At 72.3% G+C, this 23768-nt stretch carries 19 protein-coding genes and 1 pseudogene; 8 read left to right on the top strand and 12 right to left on the bottom strand.

Annotated elements, in window-relative coordinates:
- Positions 1 to 15: 15 nt before the first annotated feature.
- Positions 16 to 216, bottom strand: coding sequence for a DUF397 domain-containing protein (locus DEJ48_RS17350; protein WP_150217072.1), 201 nt, complete (start codon positions 214 to 216; stop codon positions 16 to 18).
- Between the two features lie 14 nt (positions 217 to 230).
- On the opposite strand from DEJ48_RS17350, the pseudogene DEJ48_RS17345 reads away from it, so the two are divergent.
- Positions 231 to 437 (top strand): annotated as a pseudogene (locus DEJ48_RS17345) (ATP-binding protein); the annotation flags it as partial.
- Here DEJ48_RS17345 and DEJ48_RS17340 read toward each other — a convergent pair.
- A complete protein-coding gene (locus DEJ48_RS17340) occupies positions 427 to 3537 on the bottom strand; it encodes an NACHT domain-containing protein (protein ID WP_150217070.1) in 3111 nt (1036 codons plus the stop codon). The pseudogene DEJ48_RS17345 and the gene DEJ48_RS17340 sit on opposite strands and share 11 nt — an antisense overlap.
- 527 nt (positions 3538 to 4064) lie before the next feature.
- Here DEJ48_RS17340 and DEJ48_RS17335 point away from each other — a divergent pair.
- Positions 4065 to 4721, top strand: a complete 657-nt coding sequence (locus DEJ48_RS17335; protein ID WP_150217069.1) for a M23 family metallopeptidase — start codon at positions 4065 to 4067, stop codon at positions 4719 to 4721.
- Between the two features lie 22 nt (positions 4722 to 4743).
- On the opposite strand, the gene DEJ48_RS17330 is transcribed toward DEJ48_RS17335, so the two are convergent.
- Positions 4744 to 5337: a TetR/AcrR family transcriptional regulator gene (locus DEJ48_RS17330; RefSeq protein WP_150217068.1), complete on the bottom strand. Its 594-nt coding sequence runs from the start codon at positions 5335 to 5337 to the stop codon at positions 4744 to 4746.
- 158 nt (positions 5338 to 5495) lie between these two features.
- Between DEJ48_RS17330 and DEJ48_RS17325 the strand changes: the two genes are divergently transcribed.
- Positions 5496 to 7097, top strand: a complete 1602-nt coding sequence (locus DEJ48_RS17325; RefSeq protein ID WP_150217067.1) for an MDR family MFS transporter — start codon at positions 5496 to 5498, stop codon at positions 7095 to 7097.
- A 73-nt stretch (positions 7098 to 7170) separates the two neighbouring features.
- Here DEJ48_RS17325 and cseC read toward each other — a convergent pair whose 3' ends face one another.
- The 5 genes from cseC to DEJ48_RS17300 form a co-directional block, all read right to left on the bottom strand.
- Entirely contained in the window at positions 7171 to 8802 is a 1632-nt protein-coding gene (cseC, locus tag DEJ48_RS17320; RefSeq protein WP_223832081.1) for a two-component system sensor histidine kinase CseC, read from the bottom strand.
- A 13-nt stretch (positions 8803 to 8815) separates the two neighbouring features.
- Positions 8816 to 9529 carry a two-component system response regulator CseB gene (gene cseB, locus DEJ48_RS17315; RefSeq protein ID WP_150217066.1) on the bottom strand — a complete coding sequence of 238 codons (714 nt, stop codon included), beginning with the start codon at positions 9527 to 9529 and terminating at the stop codon, positions 8816 to 8818.
- Positions 9530 to 9620: 91 nt separating this feature from the next.
- Positions 9621 to 10223 carry a hypothetical protein gene (locus DEJ48_RS17310; protein ID WP_223832080.1) on the bottom strand — a complete coding sequence of 201 codons (603 nt, stop codon included), beginning with the start codon at positions 10221 to 10223 and terminating at the stop codon, positions 9621 to 9623.
- A 29-nt stretch (positions 10224 to 10252) separates the two neighbouring features.
- The gene (locus tag DEJ48_RS17305) at positions 10253 to 10792 is read right to left on the bottom strand and encodes a SigE family RNA polymerase sigma factor (RefSeq protein WP_055567865.1); all 540 of its coding nucleotides are present in this window, start codon (positions 10790 to 10792) and stop codon (positions 10253 to 10255) included.
- 239 nt (positions 10793 to 11031) lie between these two features.
- On the bottom strand, positions 11032 to 11967 hold the full coding sequence (locus DEJ48_RS17300) for an A/G-specific adenine glycosylase (protein ID WP_150217064.1): 936 nt from the start codon (positions 11965 to 11967) through the stop codon (positions 11032 to 11034).
- Between the two features lie 972 nt (positions 11968 to 12939).
- Between DEJ48_RS17300 and DEJ48_RS17295 the strand changes: the two genes are divergently transcribed.
- Together DEJ48_RS17295 and DEJ48_RS17290 are read left to right on the top strand one after the other, a co-directional pair.
- Complete coding sequence (locus DEJ48_RS17295) at positions 12940 to 14541, top strand: sensor histidine kinase (RefSeq protein WP_150217063.1); 1602 nt, start codon at positions 12940 to 12942, stop codon at positions 14539 to 14541.
- Positions 14538 to 15248: a response regulator transcription factor gene (locus DEJ48_RS17290; protein ID WP_223832079.1), complete on the top strand. Its 711-nt coding sequence runs from the start codon at positions 14538 to 14540 to the stop codon at positions 15246 to 15248. Before DEJ48_RS17295 ends, DEJ48_RS17290 begins: the two co-directional genes overlap by 4 nt.
- Positions 15249 to 15264: 16 nt before the next feature.
- On the opposite strand, the gene DEJ48_RS17285 is transcribed toward DEJ48_RS17290, so the two are convergent.
- Entirely contained in the window at positions 15265 to 16020 is a 756-nt protein-coding gene (locus DEJ48_RS17285) for a phosphatase PAP2 family protein (RefSeq protein WP_150217062.1), read from the bottom strand.
- A 172-nt stretch (positions 16021 to 16192) separates the two neighbouring features.
- Here DEJ48_RS17285 and DEJ48_RS17280 point away from each other — a divergent pair, with 172 nt between their 5' ends.
- Positions 16193 to 17002: a hypothetical protein gene (locus tag DEJ48_RS17280; protein ID WP_150217061.1), complete on the top strand. Its 810-nt coding sequence runs from the start codon at positions 16193 to 16195 to the stop codon at positions 17000 to 17002.
- 43 nt (positions 17003 to 17045) lie between these two features.
- Here DEJ48_RS17280 and disA read toward each other — a convergent pair whose 3' ends face one another.
- Together disA and radA are read right to left on the bottom strand one after the other, a co-directional pair.
- Positions 17046 to 18170 (bottom strand): DNA integrity scanning diadenylate cyclase DisA, encoded by a 1125-nt coding sequence (gene disA / locus DEJ48_RS17275; RefSeq protein ID WP_150170668.1) that lies wholly within the window; start codon positions 18168 to 18170, stop codon positions 17046 to 17048.
- Between the two features lie 78 nt (positions 18171 to 18248).
- Positions 18249 to 19658, bottom strand: a complete 1410-nt coding sequence (gene radA / locus DEJ48_RS17270) for a DNA repair protein RadA (RefSeq protein ID WP_150217060.1) — start codon at positions 19656 to 19658, stop codon at positions 18249 to 18251.
- A 187-nt stretch (positions 19659 to 19845) separates the two neighbouring features.
- Between radA and DEJ48_RS17265 the strand changes: the two genes are divergently transcribed.
- Positions 19846 to 21768 (top strand): BACON domain-containing protein, encoded by a 1923-nt coding sequence (locus tag DEJ48_RS17265; RefSeq protein WP_223832078.1) that lies wholly within the window; start codon positions 19846 to 19848, stop codon positions 21766 to 21768.
- A 40-nt stretch (positions 21769 to 21808) separates the two neighbouring features.
- Here the strand turns inward: DEJ48_RS17265 and DEJ48_RS17260 are convergent, their stop codons facing one another.
- The gene (locus DEJ48_RS17260; RefSeq protein WP_150217058.1) at positions 21809 to 22735 is read right to left on the bottom strand and encodes a DUF3109 family protein; all 927 of its coding nucleotides are present in this window, start codon (positions 22733 to 22735) and stop codon (positions 21809 to 21811) included.
- A gap of 71 nt (positions 22736 to 22806) precedes the next feature.
- On the opposite strand from DEJ48_RS17260, the gene DEJ48_RS17255 reads away from it, so the two are divergent.
- A complete protein-coding gene (locus DEJ48_RS17255) occupies positions 22807 to 23739 on the top strand; it encodes a Ppx/GppA phosphatase family protein (RefSeq protein ID WP_150217057.1) in 933 nt (310 codons plus the stop codon).
- Positions 23740 to 23768: the final 29 nt, after the last annotated feature.

Here is a 23768-nt window from a genome sequence, read left to right as displayed (position 1 = left end):
GAGTTTGGGATCACGTCACCCGAACGTGTGGTCGGACGAGGTGAGGGTGCGTATGAGGGCGGCGAAGGCGGTGGGGCTGGTGGTGAGCGTGGTGGCCGGGGCGTCGCTCTCTTGGAGGTGGATCCGACCGGTGGGGTGTGCGGCCACGTAGACGCAGTTGGCGCCGGCTCCCTCGCTGAAGGAGGACTCACCTCCGAGCTGGTGACCAACGTGCATCAGCACACGAAGAGCGACGTCACTTGAGAGCCGCCGTCGCCACCACCCACGTACGCATCGCCGCGTACGACGACGGCGGCGATCAACTGCCCAATCCCCGCAGGCCCGATGCGGACGAGGAAGGCGGTCGGGGGCTCTTCCTCGTGACCGCGCTGTCGGACGTGTGCGGGGTGACGCCCGCGAGTGCGGGCAAAGGCGTGTGGTTTCAGCTCAATCGGTGAGCGGGCCGTAGACGTGTACGTCGATGCGGTCGGGGAGGTCGTCCAGGCCTACCGCCGCCGCGGGGACCGTCAGTTCCGTCAGGCTCGGGTGGTGGGCCAGGGCGGAGACGTCGATGGGGGCGTGCCGGTCGAGGCTGTCTTCGGGACGGTTCTGCAGGAACAGGCGCCTGAGCTCCGGCGCGAGCGCGGCGATGCGAGAGGCGGCCGCTGTCCACGACGCGTCGGGGCGGAGCTGCAGGTCGACCAGACCCGGCAGCGTCAGGTCCAGCGGGGCGAGCGTCATGGCGTACGCCGGCAGGTGCAGGGCGAGGGGGCCCGGCAGGGCGGCGAACACCTCCCAGTCCGTCGCGGCCAGGCTCTCGTCGTCGTCGAACGTCACCCGCTCCAGCGTCGGCCACCGGGTCGCGAGGTGCAGGTCGGTGAGGGAGGCCCGGGATTCCACGAGGCCGAGGAACCGCAAGGGGGCCTCGGCGGGGAACGGCGCCAGGCTCCACGGCTCGTACGCGCCTACGACGCTGAGTCCGTCCAGGTGGCGGAGAGCGCTCAGCGCCTCCGCTGTCAGCAGGGTCGGCGGGAACCTGTTGAGCAGCAGGAAGGTTGGCTCGCAGGCCGCTATGAAGCGGGAGGCCACGGCCGGGGTGACGCCCGGTCTGATGTCCAGTTTCCGCGGGCGCAGGCCCAGCCGTTCGAGCTCGGCGATCTGCTCGTCGGTGCGCAGGGTGAAGTGGATGTCCGTGCCGTCGAGCTGCGCGATGATCTGCTCCGCGTACGCGCGGCGGTCGTACCGTTGCCACCCCCACATCAGCTGGCTGCGGACCCCAAGACTCCGGTGCCGGGCGAACCGGGCGAGGAAGGGGATCGCCGCGTCCGAGTCCACGCGCGTCCCGGTGATCGTCACGTGCGTGGCCTCGTCGTCCGTCAGGCCGTCCGGACCCGGCAACAGGTCGAGCACCATCGGCCCGACCTTCGCCAGCGCCTTCGCGTCCGCCACGTCGCGCGGAGGGATCAGCGCCGCCGTCCGCCGCTCCACCTCCTCCCGCACCGCGGGCGCCAGCTCCGCCGCGTGCTCCAGGCAGGCCGCCGCGAGGAGATGGATGCGTTTGCGGGCCGCCTCGTCCGGGTGGCGGTCTCCGTGCGCGAGCAGGTCGCCGAGGATCTCCGCCCGTTCACGCGGCCGCGCCTGCGCCACCGCCATGCGGATGACGTCCGCCCACTGGTCGTCCGCCGCGTGCCGGGCGAGTACGCCGAAGTCGCCCTCGTCGACCGCCGCCCGCGCCCCCAGGAAGTCCTGGAACGTGCGGTGGACGAAGTCGACCGTGCCGGGTCCGGGTTCACGCAGCAGCCCGCTGCGGTGCAGGAAGTGGGTGTAGACGGCCCGCGCGTCGCCGAGCGGGGCCAGCTCCGGAACGGCCGGCAGCGCGTCCGCGATGATGGATTCCGCCCGCGAACGGTCCATCACCGCACGGCCGTTGCGGATCAGCCAGTACGCGAGCCGCTGGAGCAACTGGAGTTGCGGCTCCTCCCGCAACTCCGGGACCGCCATGTGGCGCTCACGATCCCGCCGTACCAGCAGCATGGACAGAGCTGCCGTGTACAGATCCTTGCGGCCCAGTGGCAGGAAGCCCCGCCGGTCCCTGTGCAGGGCGCAGATCAGGCCGCACATGAGCGGGTTGGTGGCCAGCCGCCCCAGATCCGGCTTCGACCGCACTGCCTCCAGGAGCTGACCCTCGTACGCGACGAGTTCCGTGTCCTCCTCCGGCACCCCCGTGGCCGCCGCGGTGTGCCAGCGCTCGATGAACGCCGCCACCTCCTCCTGCCGCATCGCGGAGAGCGTCAGCTCCGTGAAGCCCTCCTCGGTGAGCCAGTCCTCGCGTACGGCCGACGGGCGGGACGTCACCAGCCAGCGGTTGCCGGGGAACGCGTCGATGAGGTCGCTGAGCCAGGCCCGGGTCCGGTCGCGCTCGGCGTCCGGGATCTCGTCGATGCCGTCGATCAGGACGAGGGCGCGGCCGGCGGTGAGGACGCGCGCCTCCCACCCCTGGGGCTGGGTGCCGGCGAGCGGGCAGCCGACGGCGGCCAGGAAGTCCGCGGGGGCGGGGAGGCGCTCGCCGTGGCGGGTGAGGGTGCGCAGGGGGAGTACGTAGGGGACGCGGTCGTCGAGGTACGTCATGGACGACTCGGCGTCGACGGGGCCTGCCACGACCCCGCGGGCCGCGCTCACCGCCAGCCACTGCACCAGCGTGGTCTTGCCGGAGCCCGCCTCGCCCCGCAGGAGGACCCGGTCATGGGTGGCGAGGGCCTGATCCGCGGGGAGCGGCGGCGTGTGCTCGACGACCTCCACCTCCTCCGCGTGGTACTCCGCCCCCGACAGGAAGCGCGCCGTCGTCACCCGCCCCGGCTCCACCGCCTCCAGCGACATGTACGCCGCGTCCAACGGCCACCGCCCCGGTGAGCCCGCCAGATCGATGCCGAAGATCGTCAGCTTGGAGTGCTTCTTCGCCACGTACGCGAGATAGCGCCGCTCGAAGGTCAAGTCCTCCGCCCCGGCGGACGGATTCCGGGCGATCAGCGCGTCGACCTTCGCGATCAGCTCGGCCTGGCCCCGGCTCTGCGCGACCAGTGTCGCCGCGACGAACGTGGAGCGCTGCGTGAAGAACTGCAGGATGTGCAGGCACGCCCACTCGGTGACCGAGTCGAGGTAGAGGGCGGCGTCGGCGGAGAGGCCGGACGCCGAGGCGTCGCCGGTCAGGGTGCGGGCCAGTTCGCGGTGGCCGAGCCGGACCGCCTGGACGTCGTCCATGTCGAGGTCGCCCAGCGAGAGGAGCGACCGGGTCAGGGCGTCGACGACCGCCTCGGCCTCGTCCGGCGGGAAGGGGCGCTCGCCGGGGGAGGCGAGGGAAGCCGCCACGAGCCGCTCCGCGAGACGCCGCACGTCCCGTCCGCCCAGCGTGCGCCGCTCCCCCCTGAACGACACGAGAGAGGAGAGCCTGACCGGCTTCTCCACCAGGCCCGCGCCGGGGCCCTCCCGCACGAAGAGCTTCTTGATCAGAGGAGCGACGGCGCTCGATGCCAGGCGGGTGCCGATGACCGCGGGATCCATGGGCGTGAGCGTAGTGGGGGTCACATTCGCGGCGGGGTGGATCTCGGGGGCCGGTGACATGCCGCACAGGCGATTTGACCGGTACTAGGCGGAATAGTGGATACGTCCGGGACCTTCCCCGGGACCTTCGGCCCGCAGCCCCCGGGACCTTGGGCGCGCCCGGGCCCCGGGCGTGGCGTCCTGGTGCGGGCGCGGGTCGGGAGCGGCTCCGACGTGCGGTTAAACGCGTCAAGTCGGACGAAGTTCCGTTACAGGGCCGTGGGGTAATTGTCCGTATTTGGGGGTGTCAAGCGGGTTAAATCTCTGCCTCCTGCTACGGCTTTGGGTAGTAGATGGGCGTTTTGGGACCCGGGGCGGGTGGGGGTTACCAAGGGATGGCCGACCCGGCGAAGCGTGGTCAGCGGGCGATCCGCCCGCCCCGCCTGCCGGGTCCGTTCATGCCCCCCTCGGTCGTACGCGCCAGGCGTCGCCGCAGTCGTTCGACGCAGTCGTCATCGCAGTCGTCACACACCCCGGAGGACATCCCCATGTCGAAGCGCACCAAGTCCCACCGTCCCGGCCCGTCGTTCTTCCGTACCCGCGTGGCCTTCGTCGTCGCGGGTGTCGGAGTCTCGACGGCCCTCGGCGCGGGGGTCTCGGTCGCCGCCGGTGACACCAAGAGCGGTGGTGCGCTGCCCGGCGTCGCCGTGAACTCCGTCCAGGCCCAGGCCGCCGCCCAGGCGAAGAAGGCCGCGGACGTCAAGAAGGCCGCCGCCGCCAAGGCCGCGGCCTGGGTCGACCCGGTCAAGAACTACACGCTCTCCGCGACCTTCGGCCTCGGCGGCACCATGTGGTCCCACAAGCACTCCGGCCAGGACTTCGCCGTGCCGGTCGGCACGTCGGTCGGGGCCGTGCACGGCGGCACCGTCGTCAAGGCGGGCCCGAACGGCGCCGGTGACGGCCCCGCGTACGGCAACGCCGTCGTGATCAAGCACAGCAACGGCACGTACTCCCAGTACGCGCACCTCTCGCAGGTCGACGTCCGGGTGGGCCAGGCCGTGGGCACCGGCCAGCGCATCGCCCTCTCCGGCAACACCGGCAACTCCAGCGGCCCTCACCTGCACTTCGAGATCCGTACGACGCCGAACTACGGCACGGCCGTCGACCCGGTCAAGTTCCTCGCGTCGGTGGGCGTGAAGGTCTGACGGACCACGCTTCCACAAGTACTCAGGCGCCCGTGTGCGCCCGTGTCACCAGATCGATGGCGACCTCCAGGATGGCCTTGCGCTTCTCCTCGGGGTCGCCTTCGGCGTCCTTGAGCACGAACATCCCGCCGTGCATGGTGAACAGCGCGCTGAAGCAGCGCACCTGGTCGGACATCGGCGCTTCGGGGTCCTTGAGGATCTCGTAGATCCCGAGCATGCGGTCCTTGAAGCTCTCGCCGGTCTTCAGGTCGCGCATCGTCGCCTGGTTCTCCTGCATGAAGCGGAAGAGCGGCGCCGCGTGGACGAGGATCTCGCTGTACCGGGTGAGGGTCTGCTGCTTGGTCTCCAGGGAGACCGGTCGCGGCTGCTCGTGGCCCCAGGCGATCAGCTCGTCGATGGGCCTGGTGAGGTCATCGAAGATGCTGGTCAGGATGTCTTCCTTGGTCTTGAAGTGGTAGTAGAGCGCCGCCTTCGTGACCTCCAGACGCTCGGAGATCTCGCGCAGCGACGTCTTCTCGTACCCCTGCTCGGCGAAGAGTTCGAGAGCCACGTCCTGGATCCGTTGGCGCGTGTTCCCGCGGCGCTGCTGCTTGCTCGTGCCTGTGCCCGTACCCATCGGGGTGCTCCTCGGCTCCACTGAACTGGCTCCACTGACCTTCTGAAGAACTTACTTGACGACCGGCTAGTTACGGGTCTACCTTCCCCAGTGTAATCAACTAGCCGGGCGGCAAGTAAGTATCGGGGAGCCCGGCATCGTACGGGGAGTGGGGAAACATGCCGGAGAAACCGACCGGGGCCGTCCTGGAGAAGGCGGAGCCGCAGCCGCGCAGCGTGCGCGTCGTGCTGATGGCACTGATGATCACGATGCTGCTCGCCATGCTCGACAACATGATCGTGGGCCCCGCGATGCCGACGATCGTCGGCGACCTCGGCGGCATGGAGCACTTGTCGTGGGTCGTGACCGCCTACACCCTGGCGACCGCGGCCTCCACCCCCATCTGGGGCAAGCTCGGTGACATGTACGGGCGGAAGGGCTCCTTCCTCACCGCCATCGTCATCTTCCTGGCCGGCTCGGTGCTGAGCGGCATGGCGCAGAGCATGGGCCAGCTCATCGGGTTCCGGGCCATCCAGGGCCTCGGCGCGGGCGGTCTCATGGTCGGCGTCATGGCGATCATCGGTGACCTGGTGCCGCCGCGTGACCGCGGCAAGTACATGGGCATGATGACCGGCGTCATGGCGGTCGCGATGATCGGCGGACCGCTGGTCGGCGGCTCCATCACCGACCACTTCGGCTGGCGCTGGGCCTTCTACATCAACCTGCCGCTGGGCGCCGTCGCCCTCGCCATGGTGACCTCCGTCCTGCACCTGCCCAAGAAGAAGGCGCAGGGACGCATCGACTACCTCGGCGCCGCCCTGCTCACCGTGGGCATCAGCGCGCTCGTGCTCGTCACCACGTGGGGCGGTTCGGAGTACGCCTGGGGCTCGGCCGTGATCATGGAGCTCATCGGCATCGGCGTCGCCTCGCTCGTCGGCTTCCTCTTCGTACAGAAGAAGGCCGCGGAACCGGTCATGCCGCTGCACATCTTCGGCAACCGCAACTTCTCGCTGATGGCTCTGATCGGCTTCATCACCGGCTTCGTGATGTTCGGCGCGATGCTGTTCCTGCCGCTCTTCCAGCAGTCGGTGCAGGGCGCGTCCGCGACCAACTCGGGGCTGCTGCTCCTGCCGATGCTGCTCTCGATGATGGCCGTCTCGATGGTCGCCGGCCGCGTCACCACCTCGACCGGCAAGTACCGCCTCTTCCCGATCGCGGGCACGATCCTCATGGTCACCGGCTTCTACCTGCTGTCCCAGATGGACACCGGCACCTCCCGCCTCACCTCGGGCCTGTACATGGCGGTGCTCGGCGCCGGCATGGGCTTCCTGATGCAGATCACGATGCTGGTCGCGCAGAACAGCGTCGAGATGAAGGACATGGGCGTCGCCTCGTCCTCCGCCACGCTCTTCCGTACGCTCGGCTCCTCCTTCGGCGTCGCGATCATGGGCGCGCTCTTCAACAACCGCGTCCACGACGTGATGGCCGAGCGCGCGGGCAGGCTCGGCGGCGAGGTCACCGAGACGTCCGCACAGCTGGACGCCGAACACCTGAGGATGCTGCCCGAGGCCGTCCGGGACGCCTACCAGCACGCGGTGTCGGCCGGTACGCACTCGGCCTTCCTGCTCGGCGCCGCCATCAGCGTCGTGGCCCTGATCGCGGCGTTCTTCGTGAAGGAGGTCCCGCTGCGCGGCTCGGGCCCCGCGGACAAGCCTGCCGGGAACGCGGACGGGGACTCCGCGCGGGAGGCCGGACGGACGACGGTCGCGGAGCCGGTCTGATCCCGCCCCCGCCCCGGCGGACGACGGCCCCCGACGCATCGCGCGCCGGGGGCCGTCGTACGTATCCCCTTGCTTACAGGTTGTCGGGGAGCTTCAGCACCGGGTAGCTGCCCGTGTTCGTGGGCGCGTGCTCCGGCAGCCACAGCACCGCGACCGCGCCCTCGGACGGCACCTCGGGAGCCGCGCCCGCGGGGCGTACGTTGCGGAAGGTGAGCCGCGCGCCCAGCACCCGCGCCTGGCCCGCCGCGATCGTCAGACCCAGGCCGTGCCCGTGGCCCGCACGGTCCGTGCTGCCCGTGCGGAAACGGCTCGGGCCCTCGTCCAGGAGCGCTTCGGGGAAGCCGGGCCCGTGATCGCGCACCCGGACCACGCGGCCCTCGACGCTGACCTCGATGGGTGGCTTGCCGTGCTTGGCCGCGTTGGCGACGAGGTTGCCGAGGATGCGTTCCAGGCGGCGCGGGTCGGTGGTGACCTCCGACTCGTGCACCACCGTCACCGTCACGTCCGTGGACAGGACGGCCATCCGCCGGGACACGAACTCGCCCAGCGTGATGTCCTGCAGCTCCGCGCGCTCGGCGGCGGAATCAAGACGCGCCACTTCGAGCACGTCCTCGACGAGCGTGCGCATCGCCTGCGCACGGTCCCTGACCAGCTCGGTCGGCCGGCCCGGCGGCAGCAGCTCGGCGGCCGTGAGGAGTCCGGTCACCGGCGTGCGCAGCTCGTGCGCGATGTCCGCGGTGACGCGCCGCTCGGCCTCCAGGCGCTGCTTGAGGGCGTCGGCCATGGCGTCCACGGCGCTCGCCACGTCGTCGGTCTCGTCCTTCACGACACCGCCGATCGCCTCGCGGACGCTCACGTCCGTCTGGCCCTGCGCGACCTCGCTCGCCGCCGTCGCCGCCTTGCGCAGCCGCCGCGACAGCTGCCCGCCGATCAGCACGCCGAGGGCGCAGCCGCCGAAGACGACCGCGATCGAACCGATGACGAGCGCCTGGTCGAGGTCCTTCATCACGGTGGCGCTGCGGTCGGTGAAGCGGGAGTGCAGCGACAGGACGTGGCCGTCCGCGAGCGGCACGGCGGCCCAGATGTCGGGGACGCCGTCGGGCTTCTGCTCCACGTAGGTGGCGCGGCGGCCGGTGAGGACCTTCTGCCGCAGCTCCTGCGGCAGCTCGGGGTCGTCGACCTTCGTGCCGAACTGCAGCGTCTGGCGCTGGGACGCGGAGGAGTAGAGGCGCAGCGCGAACTGGATGCGCTCGTCCTGTACGTCGCGCGCGTTGTCGAGCATCGAGACGCGCGCGGCGTTGTGCACGACGAGGCTCAGGGCGATCGCGACGAGCGCGCCGACCAGGGCGATCGCGGCCGCGATCTTCCAGCGCACGCCGGTACGCAACTGCACACCGCGGCGGCGCAGCCGCCCGCCGAAGCGCCGGTGGACCGGGACGCGGGGGGTTCCGCCGGACCGGAGGTCTTCGCCGGACGGGGAGGCCGTCCCGCCGGGCCGGGAGCCGCCGTCGGACCGGGAGCCGTTGTCGGACCGGGAGGTCCCGCCGAACCGAGAACCGCCGTCTGGCCGGGCGCCGCCGCCGGACCTGGCAGTCCCGCCGGACCAGAGGCCTTCGTCCGGCCGGAAGCCGTCGTCGGGCCGGGGAGTCCCGGCGGGACGGAACGCCTCGCGGACACGGTCGATCGCCCTGCGCCCCCCGTTCATATGCGCGGTCCCCTCATGCCTTGAGCTTGTAACCGAAGCCGCGGACCGTCTCGATGCGATCCTGGCCCACCTTCGTGCGCAGCCGCTGCACATGGACGTCGACGACGCGGGTGTCGCCGCCCCAGCCGTAGTCCCACACGCGCTCCAGGAGCTTGTCGCGGGAGAGGACCGTGCCGGGCGCGGACGAGAATTCGAGCAGCAGGCGCATCTCGGTCGGCGTCAGCGCCACCGGCGCCCCGCCGCGGTGGACCTCCATGCCGACCGTGTCGATCTCCAGGTCGCCGAAGGTCAGCACCCCGCCGTCCTCGGCCCCGCCGTCCTCCTGGCCGGAGCCCGCCGAACCGGGGCCGCTGGCGTGCCCGAAGCGGCGCAGGACGGCGCGGATGCGGGCGACGAGGACGGCGCCGTCGAACGGCTTGGTCACGTAGTCGTCGGCGCCCGCCTCCAGGCCCAGCACCACGTCGATGGAGTCCGCACGGGCCGACAGCATGATCACCGGGACGGTGGACTCCTCGCGGATGCGGCGGCACAGCGAGACGCCGTCCATGCCGGGCACCATCACGTCGAGCAGCGCGATGTCCGGCCGGTCGGCGCGGAAGGCCTCAAGGCCCGCGAGGCCGTCCGGCATGGCGGTCACGGCGAAACCGTCGCGCTCCAGGGCGAGCTGGGTGGCCTCACGGATGACGTCGTCGTCCTCGACGAACAGGACGTGGGTCTGCTCTGCCATCGGGTGCTCTCAGTCCTTCTCGGTGCGTCGGGTGCGGTGGATGCGTCCGGTGCGTCCGGCGGGGCGGGTGCACCACGGGGTCGTGGGGGCGTCAGTCGACGGACGGCTCGGTCGGGCCGTCGCCCACCGCGTTTCCGAAGTCGTTGCGCGTACGCCCCGACTCCGTGAAACGGTTCGCCGACCAGCGGTACGTGATCACTTCCTCGCCGGAGGGATAGGCCACCGAGTCGCCCGACTCGTACAACTGCTTCGTCACGACCAGGTCGCCCCGGTCGATCTCGGCATAGACGGAGGCGGGCTCCTCGGCCTGGAAGACATTCTCGTACTTATCGCCCTGGGCGCGATAGACGTAACTGCCGATCCCCACGGCATCACCGCAGGTCAGCACGTTCACCACAACATCCGACGCGGATCCCCCGGTCAGGTTCCCGTATGACACGTCGACGGGGTACGCCTTGCCCACGCACGGCTTCAGATCCCGCTTGATCGACGGACTGACCTTGGGGTCCTCCTTGACGAGCCGCACCGCGTCGATCTTCTTCGCGGGCACGGACGCCGAGGGCGAGGGGGACGGCGCGGTGGAGACGACGGGCTCGCTGCGGGCCGGGCCCTCGTCGCGCGCACCGGAACCGCCCGTCGAACAGGCGGTGAGCAAAAGGCCGAGGGCGGCGAACCCGGCCGTCGCCGCGCTCACCGCCTGCACGCTGTGTCCGACCCGAGGGCCTAGGCCGCGCAACTCTCCCGCTCCTCACGTTCGAGCGCGCGCGCGTCCAGGTCACGGCTCTCCAGCTCCTGACGGAGCCTGGCGAGCGCCCGGTGCAGCGTGCTCTTGACCGTTCCGGCCGACATGCCGAGGGCGGCGGCCGTCTCCTCTGTGGACATCTGCTCCCAGTGTCGCAGCACGACCACGCTGCGCTGCTTGGGTGCGAGCACCTTCATGATGTCCATCAGCAGCGCGCGGTCCGCGTGCTGCTCCGTGGAGTCTTCCACGCTCGCGTCGGGCAGCTGCTCGGTGGGCACCTCTTCGAGCTTGCGGGCGCGCCACCACTCGGTGCGGGTGTTGATCATGACGCGGCGCAGGTAGGCGTCCGCGAGCCGCTTGTCGGCTATGCCGTCCCAGCGGCCGTACGTCCGCACGAGAGCGGTCTGCAGCAGGTCCTGGGCGTCCACGGGGTCCGGGACCAGGCGCCGGGCGCTGCGCAGTAGAGCATCCTGCCGAGTGCGGACGTACTCTTCGAACTCGAGCACCTCGCCGTGCGCCATATCAAACCGCCTCCGTTCCGTCCCCATTGCCGACCGCCGTCCCTGCTGTGCGGTACAGGTAAGAAGCTACGGAGGGGTTGTCACGAGGTTGTGCGGAGCAGCCAGCGGCGGACGCACGGCTGTACGTAGGTTGTGTAACAGAAGTAGGGCTCGAGTAAATGCCTGCGTTTACCAGGGTCCCAGGCGCCCCGGCCATCGGGTCGAAGGCGGACAGGCCGGAGAAACCGTAAGGGATCTGGTCAGGTCAGAGGCAACCGATACAAACCGTCCGGCAGCGGCTCCACGAGACCGTCCGCGACCAGACCGTCCAGCGCGCGGGCCCGCTGCACCGGCTCGTCCCACACCCGGTCGAGCACGGTCTGCGGCACGGGCGTCACGGCCTCCCGCAGCACGGCGAGCAGCTTGCCCCGCACCTGCCGGTCCGTCCCCGCGTACGTCTGACCGCGGCGGGCCGGGCCCTCGTGCGCGGGCTTCCCCGCCGTACGCCACGCGCACAGCGCCGCGATCGGGCACCGCTCACAGCTCTCGTTCTTCGCCGTGCAGACCAGCGCGCCCAGCTCCATGGAGGCGGCCGCCCAACGGGACGCCGTCTCCTCCTCCTCGGGGAGGAGCGCACGGGCGAGCTTGCGCTCCGCCGCGGTCGTCGCGTTCGGCGGGTACTGCACGCCGGTCACGGCCCGCGCGAAGACGCGGCGCACGTTGGTGTCGAGCACGGCGTGCCGCTGCCCGTACGCGAACGAGGCCACGGCGGCCGCCGTGTACTCCCCGATGCCGGGCAGCGCCAGCAGCTGGGCGTGCTGCCGCGGTACGTCGCCGCCGTGCCGTTCCGTTATGGCGACGGCCGCGCCGTGCAGCCGCAGGGCGCGGCGCGGATACCCGAGCCGCCCCCAGGCGCGGACGGCTTCGCCCGGCGCCTCCTTGGCGAGGTCGGCGGGGCGGGGCCAGCGGGCGAGCCACTGCTCGTACACGGGCAGGACGCGGCTGACGGGCGTCTGCTGGAGCATGAACTCACTGACCATCACGCCCCACGGCCCGGCGTCCTCACGACGCCACGGCAGATCACGGGCATGCGTGTCGAACCACGCGATGACGGGACGGTGCAGGGACTCGCCTGCGGGCTCGGGGGCGTCCCCGGGGGCGGGGCTGTTCGGCAGGGGCTTCGTGGGCGCAGTCATGGCACGTCCGATCCTGCCACGGGGGCGGCGGGGCGCGGGACAACCGCGCGGCTGGCGCCCCGGGTTTCCCCGAGCCGACCGCCCGACTGCCGGCGCGTCGTGCCCGGCCGCGAAGTTCCCCGCGCCCCTGAAGATCCCCGCACCGGGCCCACCGCAGCCCCCTGAAGATTCCCGCCCCGGGCCCGCCGCAGCCCGTCCCGCGGAGCCGGCCGGTGCGGACCGTCTCCCCGGCGCGGGTGCGTCGTGGCTGATCGCGCAGTTCCCCGCGCCCCTAAAGATCCCCGCCCCGGGCCCGCCGCATCCCCTTGGAGAACCCCGCGACGAGTCGTCGCTGCCGGGAGCGCCGCGGGCTGCCGAGCCCCGGTGCGGGGGGCATTTTGGGGGCGCGGGGAACTGCGCGATCAGCCACGATGGCCCCGCACTCGGGGTCAAGGCCGCGCCGGTCGCTCGGCAGCCGTCCGGGCCCGTTTCCATGGGGGCGTGGGTGCGGGGTGGGTTCAGGGGCGCGGGGAACTGCGCGATCAGCCACGATGGCCCCGCACTCGGGGTTAAGGCCGCGCCGGTCGCTCGGCAGCCGTCCGGGCCCGTTTCCATGGGGGCGTGGGTGCGGGGTGGGTTCAGGGGCGCGGGGAACTGCGCGATCAGCCACGATGGCCCCGCACTCGGGGTCAAGGCCGCGCCGGTCGCTCGGCAGCCGTCCGGGCCCGTTTCCATGGGGGCGTGGGTGCGGGGTGGGTTCAGGGGCGCGGGGAACTGCGCGCTCAGGCACGATGGGCCCGCACTCGGGGTCAAGGCCGCGCCGGTCGTTCGGTGGCCGTCTGGGCCCGTTTCTACGGGGGCGTGGGTGCGGGGTGGGTTCAGGGGCGCGGGGAACTGCGCGATCGGCCACGACGGGTCCGCACCCTGCGCGCTCGGCGGGACCTGACGATCGGCAGGGGCGGAAGGCCGCAGGCGGGCAGTAGCGTCGGCGGGATGGATCGGGGAACGGGGGAGCGCGTCGGCGGACGTATCAGAGGCGTGCTGCTCTGGGCAGCGCTCACCGCACCCGTCGTGAGCGTGGACCGACTGGGCCTCAACGAACCCCGCTCCGCGGGGCAACAGCTCGCCGGGCTCGTCGTCCTCGCCACCGCCGTCACCCTCCGCCGCCCCCACCCCCTCCCCGCCTTCCTCCTCGCCGCCGCCCTCGGCCTCGCCACCGCCCCCTCCCTCTTCACCCTCGCCTACGGCCCCGCCTTCGCCGTCCTCGCCCTGCTCCTCGGCCGCCGCGCCGACCGCGCGAGAACCGCGCTCATCGGCTTCGGAGCAGTCGCCGTCGCCGGCACCGTCAAGATCGCCGTGCGCGGCGTCGACCCGACCGTCGAGTGGGCCGTCCTCATGGCGACGCTCGTCTTCGGCGCGGTCTTCCCCTGGCTCGCCGGCCGCTACTGGCGCCAGGGCCGCGAACTGGCCGCCGCGGGATGGGCCCGCGCCGACCAGCTGGAGCGCGAGCAGCGCATCGTCGCCGACCGCGCCCGGCTGCGCGAACGGGCCCGCATCGCGCAGGACATGCACGACTCCCTGGGTCACGAACTGAGCCTGATCGCCGTACGGGCAGGCGCACTCCAGGTCGCCCCCGACCTGCCGGACCCGCACCGCGCGGCCGCCGCCGACCTCCGCGCGGCCGCCTCGCAGGCCACCGACCGGCTGCACACGATCATCGGCCTGCTCCGCGAGGAGGGCGACGAACAGGCGCCGCTGGCCCCGGCGGGCGAGAGCGTCGCGGCCCTCGTCGCACGCGCCACGGAGTCCGGGATGAGCGTCACGTACGTCGACGAAGAGGGCAGTCCCGGCGCGCAGGGTGACCCCGGGCGCCGGGAGTTGACCGAGGGAACCGTCCACCGTGTCGTCCAGGAGGCCCTGACCAACGCCGCGAAACACGCGCCGGGCGCACACGTCACCGTCACGGTCACGCGGGACGCCCCCTCGACGACGGTGACCATCACCAACAGCCGTAACGGACGGGAAAGTTCCGACGACCCCGCCCTCACGCTCCCACCGGGCAGCCGGTCCGGACTCCGCACCCTGCGCGCCCGCGTCGACGACCTCGACGGCACGCTCGAAGCGGGACCGCACGGCGACGGCTTCCGGGTCACCGCCCGCCTCCCCGTCCGGGGCGTCGCCCCACGGCCCGCCGCGCCCCGCCTCACCGAGGCCCGCCGCCGCACCGCCCTGGGCTTCGGCGCGGCCGTCGCCACGGGAGCGCTGCTCGTCGGCGGCACCTTCGCCTGGTACGCGTACACCCGCACGCATTCCGTCCTCGCCCCCGCCGACTACGCACGCCTGCGCGTCGGCGAGCCCCGCGCCGAGATCGAGCGCGTGCTCCCCGGCCGGGCCGTCGCCGACCCACCGCTCGAACGCGCCCCGACTCCGCCGCCGCGGGGCGCCGACTGCGCGTACTACCGGTCGAGCGGCGAACTCTTCACCTCCGTCGCACATTTCAGGCTCTGCTTCGAGAGCGGAGGTCAGGCCCGTCTTCTGGACAAGGCGGTCATCCCGACGGCACAGGACCAACAGAACAGGGAGAGGGCACGATGAACGAGGTGCGAACGGACGAGATGAGGTCAGCAGGGGGACTCGCCCCCGCCATCCGCGTTCTCCTCGCCGACGACGAGGCCATGATCCGGGCCGGCGTGCGCGCCATCCTGGCCGCGGGCCGGGACATCGAGGTCGTCGCGGAGGCCGGCGACGGGCGCGAGGCCGTGGCGCTGGCCCAGGCCCACCGGCCCGACGTCGCGCTGCTCGACATCCGCATGCCGCTCCTGGACGGCCTGACCGCGGGGGAGGAGATCGTACGGACGACTCCCGGCACCGCGGTGGCGATGCTGACCACGTTCTCCGAGGACGCGTACATCGCACGGGCCCTCGCCGGCGGAGCCACCGGCTTCCTGCTGAAGTCCGGCGACCCGCACGAACTCATCGCGGGTGTACGAGCCGTGGCGGACGGCGCCGCCTTCCTCTCGCCCAAGGTCGCCCGGCACGTCATCGACGGCTTCGGCGCCCGGCGCACGGGCCGCCGCGCCACCGCCCGCACCCGCGTCGAAGCGCTCACCCCGCGCGAACGCGAGGTGCTCGGCCTGGTCGGCGCGGGCCTCTCCAACCCGGAGATCGCCGCGCGCCTGCATCTCGTCGAGGGCACGGTCAAGGCGTACGTGAGCGCGGTCCTCGACCGGCTCGGGGTCAAGAACCGCGTTCAGGCGGCGATCGTCGCGTACGAGGCGGAACTCGTCCCGGAGACGGACTGATCCCGCACAGGGATGATCAGCGGGGCCGCTGCGTGTCGTCCCGGCGGATCGTCATGGTCGGCGGGTCGTACGCGGCGGGGTCGTAGACCGGCGGCTGCTGGGTCGGCGCGGGCGCCGGGGCGGGCGCGGGAGCCGGGACATGAGCACGGCCACGGCCGCGGCCCCGGCCGGGGCCCGGCCCAGCGAACCACGTCACGATCCCCGTGGACGACCCGCGCATCGCCAGCGTGACCCGCGCGACCGGACGCGTCATGATCCGGACGAGCAGGAACACGATCACCGCGCCGAAGACGAGGCCCACCGCCACGTCGTGCGGGTAGTGGACACCGACGAAGACCCGCGAGAAGGCCATGAGCACGGCCATCGGCACGGTCAGCGCCGCGATGCGCGGCCAGGCGAGCGCGAGGCCGATGGCGGCGGCGCCCGCGATGGTGGAGTGGTTGCTGGGGAAGGACCAGTCACCGTGCGGCGGGCACTCGACGAGCGGCCTCAGCGCACCGGACACCGCCCGGCACGGCCGCTCCTCGTCGATCGCGGACTTGGCCAGTTCGCTGCACACGTACGCCACCGCCGTGGCGAGAGGAGCGAGCACCGCGACCGCCAGGGCGCGGGGGTCCCCGCGCCTGGCCCGCCACCAGGCGACGATGAAGAGCACCCCGAAGAGCAGCAGGCCGAGCTCCGTCCAGACCTCCGCGAGGTGCTGGAACCACGAGGGTGTGTCGTGGGCGAACTCGGTGATATCGCGGTAGAGATCGTCGGTCATGGTGTCCATGATTACGGACGGTACGTAGTGCGGCCCAATCGTCACATCTGGCGATCGTCCGATCACGCACCTGACGATCGGCAGGGGCGAAAAGGCGTCCCGGGATGATGATCCGGAAACTTTGTCGCCGAAGGCGGCGGGTGGGGCGGGAGAAGCGGCGGATCTCTCGTAAGGTTTGGGCGTGGGATCTCTGCGCAATCCGGTCGGGCCGCTTCCCTCCACCATCTACTGGCGTCGGAGGGCCGTTCTGCTGTCCGTACTGGGCCTCCTGGTGCTCCTCGTCGTCTGGATCGTCACCTCCGGTGGCGGAGGCGGCGGCAACAACGCGGACGGGCCGGGCGGCAACGGCCCCGCGACGTCCATCACTCCGGGACCCACCGGGTCGGGTCCGGCGATCAGTGAACACCCGGGCGGACGGGACGAGTCGAGCGAGGGCTCCGGCTCCGGTTCGGGCGGCTCCGGCGGCGGATCGGGCTCCGGCGGTTCTGGCGGTTCGGGCGGCGCGGAGGGCTCAGGCGGCGGCGGTTCCGGCGACGACGCGAAGGGCGGCGGGGGTTCGGGCGACCGGCTTCCGGCCGGTACGCGGCTCCCCAACTGCACCAGTGGCGACGTCAAGTTGAAGGTGCGCAGCATCGAGAACCGGTACGCGGTCGACGAGAAGCCGAAGTTCGAGCTGATCGCCGAGAACAGCGGCGGCAAGGCGTGCAAGGTCGACCTCGGCGGCAAGGGCACGGTGCTGACGATCACTCAGGCCGAGGGCGACGACGAGTTCTGGTCCTCGGCGGACTGCCCCGAGGGCGGCGGGAGCCTGCTGCTGCGGGTGCCGGCGGACGGCCGGGTCACGCACTCGGTGCAGTGGGACCGGCGGGCCAGCGAGCCCCAGTGCGCGACGCCTTCGGCGGGATCGGCGGCTCCGGGAACGTACCTGGTCGAGGCGAAGGCCCCTGGACTCGGCACGGCCCAGGCGTCCTTCGTCCTGGAAAAGGACTAGGGCTCCGGAGGCCGGCGGCGCCGTGGGCCCCGCCGGTCGCAGGCTAGACGTACCGCTCGAGGATCGACGACTCCGCCAGGCGCGACAGGCCCTCGCGGACGCTGCGTGCCCGCGCCTCGCCGACGCCGTCCACCGTCTGGAGGTCGTCCACGCTGGCGGCGAGCAGCTTCTGCAGACCGCCGAAGTGCTCGACGAGACGGTCGATGATCGCCCCGGGGAGCCGGGGGACCTTGGCGAGGAGGCGGAAGCCCCGCGGGGAGACCGCGGAGTCCAGCGCCTCGGGGGAGCCCGTGTAACCCAGGGCCCGCGCCACCGTGGGGAGTTCGAGGAGCTCCGCGTGCGTGAGGGAGTCCAGCTCGGCCAGCGCTTCGTCGACCGTGCGGGACCGTTTGGCCGTGGGCTCGGGCACGTAGTCCCGCACGACCAGCTCGCGCTCGGGCTCGACACCCGCGATCAACTCGTCCAGCTGGAGGGCGAGGAGACGCCCGTCCGTGCCGAGCTCCACCACGTACTCGGCGATCTCCGTCGCGATGCGGCGCACCATTTCGAGGCGCTGGGCGACGGCGGTGACGTCCCGCACCGTCACCAGGTCCTCGATCTCCAGCGCCGACAGCGTGCCCGCGACCTCGTCGAGCCGGAGCTTGTACCGCTCCAGGGTGGCGAGCGCCTGGTTCGCGCGGGAGAGGATCGCCGCCGAGTCCTCCAGGACGCGCCGCTGACCGTCCACGTACAGCGCGATCAGCCGCATCGACTGGGAGACGGAGACCACGGGGAAGCCGACCTGCTTGCTCACGCGGTCCGCCGTGCGGTGCCGCGTGCCCGTCTCCTCCGTGGGGATCGTCGGATCCGGCACGAGCTGCACGCCGGCGCGGAGGATCTTGGTGATGTCCTTGTCGAGGACGATGCCGCCGTCGAGCTTGCACAGCTCACGCAGCCGCGTCGCCGTGAACTCGACGTCCAGGATGAAACCGCCCGTGCACATCGACTCGACGGTCTTGTCCCAGCCGAGGACGATCAGGCCGCCGGTGTTGCCGCGGAGGATGCGCTCCAGGCCGTCCCGCAGTGCCATCCCGGGCGCGACGGCGCTCAGGGAGGCGCGCATCAGCCCATCGGCACCGGAGCCCGAACCCGGCTTGCCGGGAACCGATGCCCGGTCGTTGGCTGCCACTGCACTCCCTCGGTCGCAGGTTCTCCAGGCCTTCGCCGGCACCCTGCTTCGTACGGATGGGCGAGACCAGGGCAAAGTCTACCGGCGCTCTTCGTCCTCCCGTGGGGCCTCTCGGCGACGCGACCTCGGAAGGACACGGAGGGCGTCCCCCATGTCGGCGACTTCGATGACCTTCATACCGGCGGGGATCTTCCCGGGATCGGCCGGCACGAGGGCGTGGGTGAAGCCCAGACGGTGGGCCTCCGCCAGTCTGCGCTGGACGCCGGTGACCCGTCTGACCTCGCCCGCCAGACCCACTTCGCCGATCGCGACGAGGTTCTTCGGCAGCGGAGTGTCACTCGCGGCGCTGGCCAGGGCCAGGGCGACGGCGAGGTCCGCCGCGGGCTCGGAGAGTTTCACGCCGCCGACCGTCGCGCTGTAGATGTCGCGCTTGCCGAGCGCGGTGATCCGGCCGCGCTGTTCCAGGACGGCCAGCATCATCGAGACGCGGGAGGTCTCCAGGCCGGACGTGGTGCGGCGGGGGCTCGGGATCTGCGAGTCGACCGTGAGCGCCTGGACTTCGGCCACCAGGGGGCGGCGGCCCTCCAGGGTCACGGTCAGGCAGGTGCCGGGGACGGGCTCCGCGCGGCGGGTGAGGAAGAGGCCGCTGGGGTCGGCGAGTCCGGTGATGCCCTCGTCGTGCAGTTCGAAGCAGCCGACCTCGTCCGTCGTCCCGTAACGGTTCTTGACGCCTCGTACGAGACGCAGGCGCGCGTGGCGGTCGCCCTCGAACTGGAGGACCACGTCGACCAGGTGCTCCAGGAGGCGGGGGCCCGCGATGGCGCCGTCCTTGGTGACGTGCCCGACCAGGAGCGTGGACATGCCGCGCTCCTTGGAGGCGCGGATCAGCGCGCCCGCGACCTCGCGGACCTGCGCCATGCCGCCGGGCGCCCCGTCGATCTCGGGGGAGGCGACCGTCTGGACCGAGTCGAGGATCAGGAGGGAGGGCTTGACCGCGTCCAAGTGGCCGAGGACGGCGGCGAGATCGGTCTCCGCGGCCAGGTACAGGTGGTCGTCGATGGCGCCGATGCGGTCGGCGCGAAGGCGCACCTGGCTCGCCGACTCCTCACCCGTCACATAGAGCGTGCGGTGCGCGTCGCTCGCCGCCTTCGCCGCGACGTCCAGGAGCAGCGTGGACTTGCCGACGCCCGGCTCGCCCGCGAGGAGCACCACGGCGCCGGGGACGAGACCACCGCCGAGCACCCGGTCCAGCTCGGGCACGCCGGTGGAGCGCGCGGTGGCCTGGCGTCCGTCGACCTCGCCGATCGGGACGGCGGACGAGGTGACGCGGCCGGGGGCGGTGGTGCGGACCGCGGGCGCGCCGTACTCCTCGACCGTCCCCCATGCCTGGCATTCGGGGCAGCGGCCGAGCCACTTGGCCGTCTGCCAGCCGCACTCCGTGCAGCGGTAGGACGGACGGTCCTTGGCGGATTTCGTACGGGCAGCCATGGTCGAAACCGTAGCCGAGCCCACTGACAACGCCGCCGCGTCGGTGGCTCATCCGTCACGTGTGCGAGCCGGGGCCACGGAATCGGGGGTTCCTGTCCTCTTTTGAGGGATCTGTTCACCCGTAAGGATTAAATGTGCTCAAGGGGGAGGAAGCGAGCTGCATCATCCGCATAACTTCGCACGGGTGATGAGCAGCAGTCCGGAATCTCCCACGAACACAACCGGCGCACACCGGGCGCACCGTGATGCGCGCAAGCGCGTTGTGCCCCGCCCGGCGTCCCGGACCACGCCTCCCGCGCGCTACGAACCGTGTCTGGACGGCCTGTTCACGTACTGCCTGTCCGTGCTCTGCGACCACGACGCGGCGACGGCGGCCCTGGGCGACGTGCTCCACCACGCCGAGCGCCGGGGCGCCCGCGGCCCCGCGGCCGAGAGCGAGCTGAAGACGTGGCTCTACGCCCTCGCCCGCTGGGTCTGCCTGCGCCGACTGGCCGAGGCGAAGCGCAACCGCGAGGGCGGCGGCAGGCACGCGCAGGGCGCGGCGAAGCGGGGCGAGGCGGCGCAGGGCGCGGGCGGCTCGGGCGGCGCGGGCGGCGCGAAAACCTCGGCGGCTGCGGGGACCTCGGGGGTCTCAGAGGCCCCAGGGACCTCATGGGCCTCGACAGACTCCGGAGCCACAGGGGCCCCAGCGGCCTCCACCGCTTCCGCCACCACCACCCCCTCCTCCTCCCCCTCCTCCGCAACAGACGCCTCCGTCACAGAAGAAACGGCACGCCGGCGCCGCCGCGAACTCGCCCAGCTCGCCTGGCCCGAAGCCGCGGGCACCACCCCCGAGCAGCGCGAGGCCCTCGAACTGGCCGTCCGCCACCAGCTCACCCCCGCCCAGGTCGCCGCCGTCCTCGGCATGGACCTCACCAAGGCCCGCGGCCTGCTCGCCTCCGCCGCCTGCGAGGTCGAGCGCACCCGCGCGGCCCTCGCCGTCGTCGAGACCGGCAGCTGCCCCATCGTGGCCCGCCTCACCGGCGACAACCAGCTCCTGCTCGGCACCGCCCTGCGCCGCGAGCTCGTCCGGCACGTCGACGACTGCCCGCGCTGCCGCCGCACCGCCGAGCGCGCCGGAGCCACCGCCTGGCCCGGCACGGCCGTCAGCCCGGCCGCGCTCCCCGTCGTCGAGGCCCCGCGGTCCGCGCTCCACATGGCGATGGCGCACGTCCCACGCGCGCGTGGCGGCGGCCCGCGCTACGACAGGCGCGGTTTCCCGATGGACCCCAAGGACCACGCGGCCCGCCGCGACCGCTTCCGCGCGCGTGCCGTCACGACGACCGTCGTCGCCACCGTGGTGGCCGCCCCGGTGCTCGCCCTCTGGGCCGCGTACCGGGGAGCGCCGCTCACCGGCGAGGGCCACGACGGCCGTTCGGTCACCGCGAGCGAGGACGGCGGCGCCGGAGGCCTCGGCGGCGACCGCGTGGACGGGTACGAGAACGCGGGCAACGCCCGCAAGGGCCCCGAGCCCCGCTTCACCAAGGGCAGCCACTCGCCCGACGTCTCCGTGGAGGTCATCAGCGGCGGGTCGGCCGGCTCGTCGACCGGCCCCGGCCGCCTCACCGTCGAGGCGCAGCCCAGCGGCGACACGACGCTCATCACGCTGACGGCATCGGGTGGCGCACCGGTCCACTGGTCGGCGGCCGAGAGCGCGTCGTGGCTCTATCTGAGCCGGTCGTCGGGGACGCTCGCGCCGGGCCGGTCGGTCACCATCCAGGTGTACGTCGACCACACCCGCGAACCCGCCGGGCACTGGAGCGCGCGGGTCTCGATCGCGCCCTCGGGCGCGATCATCGCCATCGACGGGCACGGGAACGGACGTCCGCCGACCCGCCCCGGACCGGGCCCCCGGCCCACGGAGCCCCGCCCCTCCGACCCCGGCCCCTCGAACCCGGGCCCCTCCGACCCGGGACCCTCGGATCCCGGCCCCTCCGACCCGGGCCCGACCGATCCCGATCCCACGCCGACCCCGACCGACCCGACCCCCGCCCCGTCGGACCCGGGGCCGGGCTCGGGCGACACGTCACCGCCGCAGGGCGACGGCAGCGGCGGCCCCAGCCCGAGCTAGGGCCCGTGTTGTGCCGCAAGCGCCGCCCGCCCCACAGGCCCTAGCGACCCACAGGGTCCGCGGGGTGCGGCGCGAGCAGCGGCAGCTGGGAGGCCAGGCGCTCCTCGCACAGCTCCACCAGCCGGTCGTACCCCTCCTTGCCCATCAGCTCGATCAGCTCGGGCCGGTAGGAGACGTACACCGGATCGCCCGCGCCGTGCGCCGACGTCGCCGACGTGCACCACCAGTGCAGATCGTGGCCGCCAGGGCCCCAGCCCCGCCGGTCGTACTCACCGATCGACACCTGCAGCACACGGGTGTCGTCGGGCCGGTCGATCCACTCGTACGTCCGGCGCACCGGCAGCTGCCAGCACACGTCCGGCTTCGTCTCCAGCGGCTCGCGGCCCTCGCGCAGCGCCAGGATGTGCAGCGAGCATCCCGCGCCGCCCTCGAAGCCGGGGCGGTTCTGGAAGATGCACGAGCCCTCGTACGGACGGGTCTGGCGGTCGCCGTCCTCGTCCGTGGAGACCCAGCCGGTCTCCCGGCCCACGTCGTGGTGCTGCCAGATGTCGGGCGTCAGCCGCTCGACGTACCCGGCGACGCGCTTCTCGTCGTCGTCGTCCGAGAAATGGGCGCCCAGCGTGCAGCAGCCGTCGGCGGCGCGACCCGGCTGGATGCCCTGGCAGCCACTGCCGAAGATGCAGTTCCACCGAGAGGTCAGCCATGTCAGATCGCAGCGGAACATCTGCTCGTCGTCCGCGGGATCAGGGAACTCCACCCAGGCACGGGCGAAGTCGAGCCCCTTCTCGTCCGGCTCGGCCCGCGTCACCTTCGCCGGCTTCCCGGACTTCCCCGGCTTCTCCTTCTTCGCCACCTTCTCCGGCTTCTCCGGCTTCCCCTTCTTCGTCGGCTTCTCCGACGCGGCCTGCTGGGTCGACGGCTTCCCCGACTTCGATTTGTCGGTCTTCGCCTTTTTCGTCTTTGGCACGTCTCCAGGGTATGCGTGCGGCCGACCGCCCGAGGCCAGCCGATCGCCCCATCCGGCGTAGCGTTCCGTATATGAGACTCGGTGTCCTCGACGTGGGGTCGAACACGGTGCATCTGCTCGTGGTCGACGCCCACCCCGGCGCGCGCCCGCTGCCCGCGCATTCCCACAAGGTCGACCTGCGCCTGGCCCAACTCCTCGACCCCGCCGGTGCGATCGGCCCCGAGGGCGTCGACCGTCTGGTGACCGTCGTCCGCGAGGCGATGGTCGCCGCCGAGGACAAGGGCGTGGAGGAAGTCCTGCCCTTCGCCACCTCCGCGGTGCGAGAGGCGAGCAACGCCGACGCGGTGCTCGCCAGGGTCAAGGAAGAGACCGGCGTCGACCTGCGGGTCCTTACCGGCGAGGAGGAGGCCCGGCTGACCTTCCTGGCCGCCCGGCGCTGGTTCGGCTGGTCCGCGGGCAAGCTGCTCGTCCTCGACATCGGCGGCGGCTCCCTGGAGATCGCGTACGGCATGGACGAGGAGCCCGACGCGGCGGCCAGCCTGCCGCTGGGCGCGGGCCGCCTCACCGCGGCCTGGCTGCCGACGGACCCGCCGGAACCCTCCGACGTGAAGGCGCTGCGCCGCCACGTCCGCGCGCAGATCGCGCGGACGGTCGGCGAGTTCAGCAGGCTCGGCGCGCCCGACCACATCGTGGCGACGTCGAAGACGTTCAAGCAGCTCGCCCGTCTCGCGGGCGCCGCACGCTCGGCCGACGGTCTCTACGTACAACGCGAACTGAAGCGCAAATCCCTGGAGGACTGGGTTCCGCGGCTCGCCGCGATGACCACGCAGGAGCGCTCCGAGCTGCCCGGCGTCTCCGAGGGGCGGGCCGGACAGCTGCTCGCGGGGGCGCTCGTCGCGGAGGGCGCGATGGACCTCTTCGGCGTCGAGACCCTGGAGATCTGCCCGTGGGCGCTGCGCGAGGGCGTGATCCTGCGCAAGCTCGACCACCTGCCGGCATCGTGAGCGGACGGCATGCGACCTGACCCGGACCG

This window comes from Streptomyces venezuelae (assembly GCF_008642315.1).
Taxonomy (GTDB): Bacteria; Actinomycetota; Actinomycetes; order Streptomycetales; family Streptomycetaceae; genus Streptomyces; species Streptomyces venezuelae_D.
This window is presented reverse-complemented; position numbering and strand designations above follow the sequence as displayed.

Coding starts and splice junctions, on each gene's coding strand:
- DEJ48_RS17265 (WP_223832078.1), top strand. CDS start 19,846: ATGAGCAGCAGTCCGGAATCTCCCACGAACACAACCGGCGCACACCGG.
- DEJ48_RS17285 (WP_150217062.1), bottom strand. CDS start 16,020: ATGGACACCATGACCGACGATCTCTACCGCGATATCACCGAGTTCGCC.
- radA (WP_150217060.1), bottom strand. CDS start 19,658: ATGGCTGCCCGTACGAAATCCGCCAAGGACCGTCCGTCCTACCGCTGC.
- DEJ48_RS17300 (WP_150217064.1), bottom strand. CDS start 11,967: ATGACTGCGCCCACGAAGCCCCTGCCGAACAGCCCCGCCCCCGGGGAC.
- DEJ48_RS17335 (WP_150217069.1), top strand. CDS start 4,065: ATGTCGAAGCGCACCAAGTCCCACCGTCCCGGCCCGTCGTTCTTCCGT.
- cseB (WP_150217066.1), bottom strand. CDS start 9,529: ATGGCAGAGCAGACCCACGTCCTGTTCGTCGAGGACGACGACGTCATC.
- DEJ48_RS17305 (WP_055567865.1), bottom strand. CDS start 10,792: ATGGCGCACGGCGAGGTGCTCGAGTTCGAAGAGTACGTCCGCACTCGG.
- cseC (WP_223832081.1), bottom strand. CDS start 8,802: ATGAACGGGGGGCGCAGGGCGATCGACCGTGTCCGCGAGGCGTTCCGT.
- DEJ48_RS17350 (WP_150217072.1), bottom strand. CDS start 216: ATGCACGTTGGTCACCAGCTCGGAGGTGAGTCCTCCTTCAGCGAGGGA.
- DEJ48_RS17325 (WP_150217067.1), top strand. CDS start 5,496: ATGCCGGAGAAACCGACCGGGGCCGTCCTGGAGAAGGCGGAGCCGCAG.
- DEJ48_RS17340 (WP_150217070.1), bottom strand. CDS start 3,537: ATGGATCCCGCGGTCATCGGCACCCGCCTGGCATCGAGCGCCGTCGCT.
- DEJ48_RS17295 (WP_150217063.1), top strand. CDS start 12,940: ATGGATCGGGGAACGGGGGAGCGCGTCGGCGGACGTATCAGAGGCGTG.
- DEJ48_RS17290 (WP_223832079.1), top strand. CDS start 14,538: ATGAACGAGGTGCGAACGGACGAGATGAGGTCAGCAGGGGGACTCGCC.
- DEJ48_RS17330 (WP_150217068.1), bottom strand. CDS start 5,337: ATGGGTACGGGCACAGGCACGAGCAAGCAGCAGCGCCGCGGGAACACG.
- DEJ48_RS17255 (WP_150217057.1), top strand. CDS start 22,807: ATGAGACTCGGTGTCCTCGACGTGGGGTCGAACACGGTGCATCTGCTC.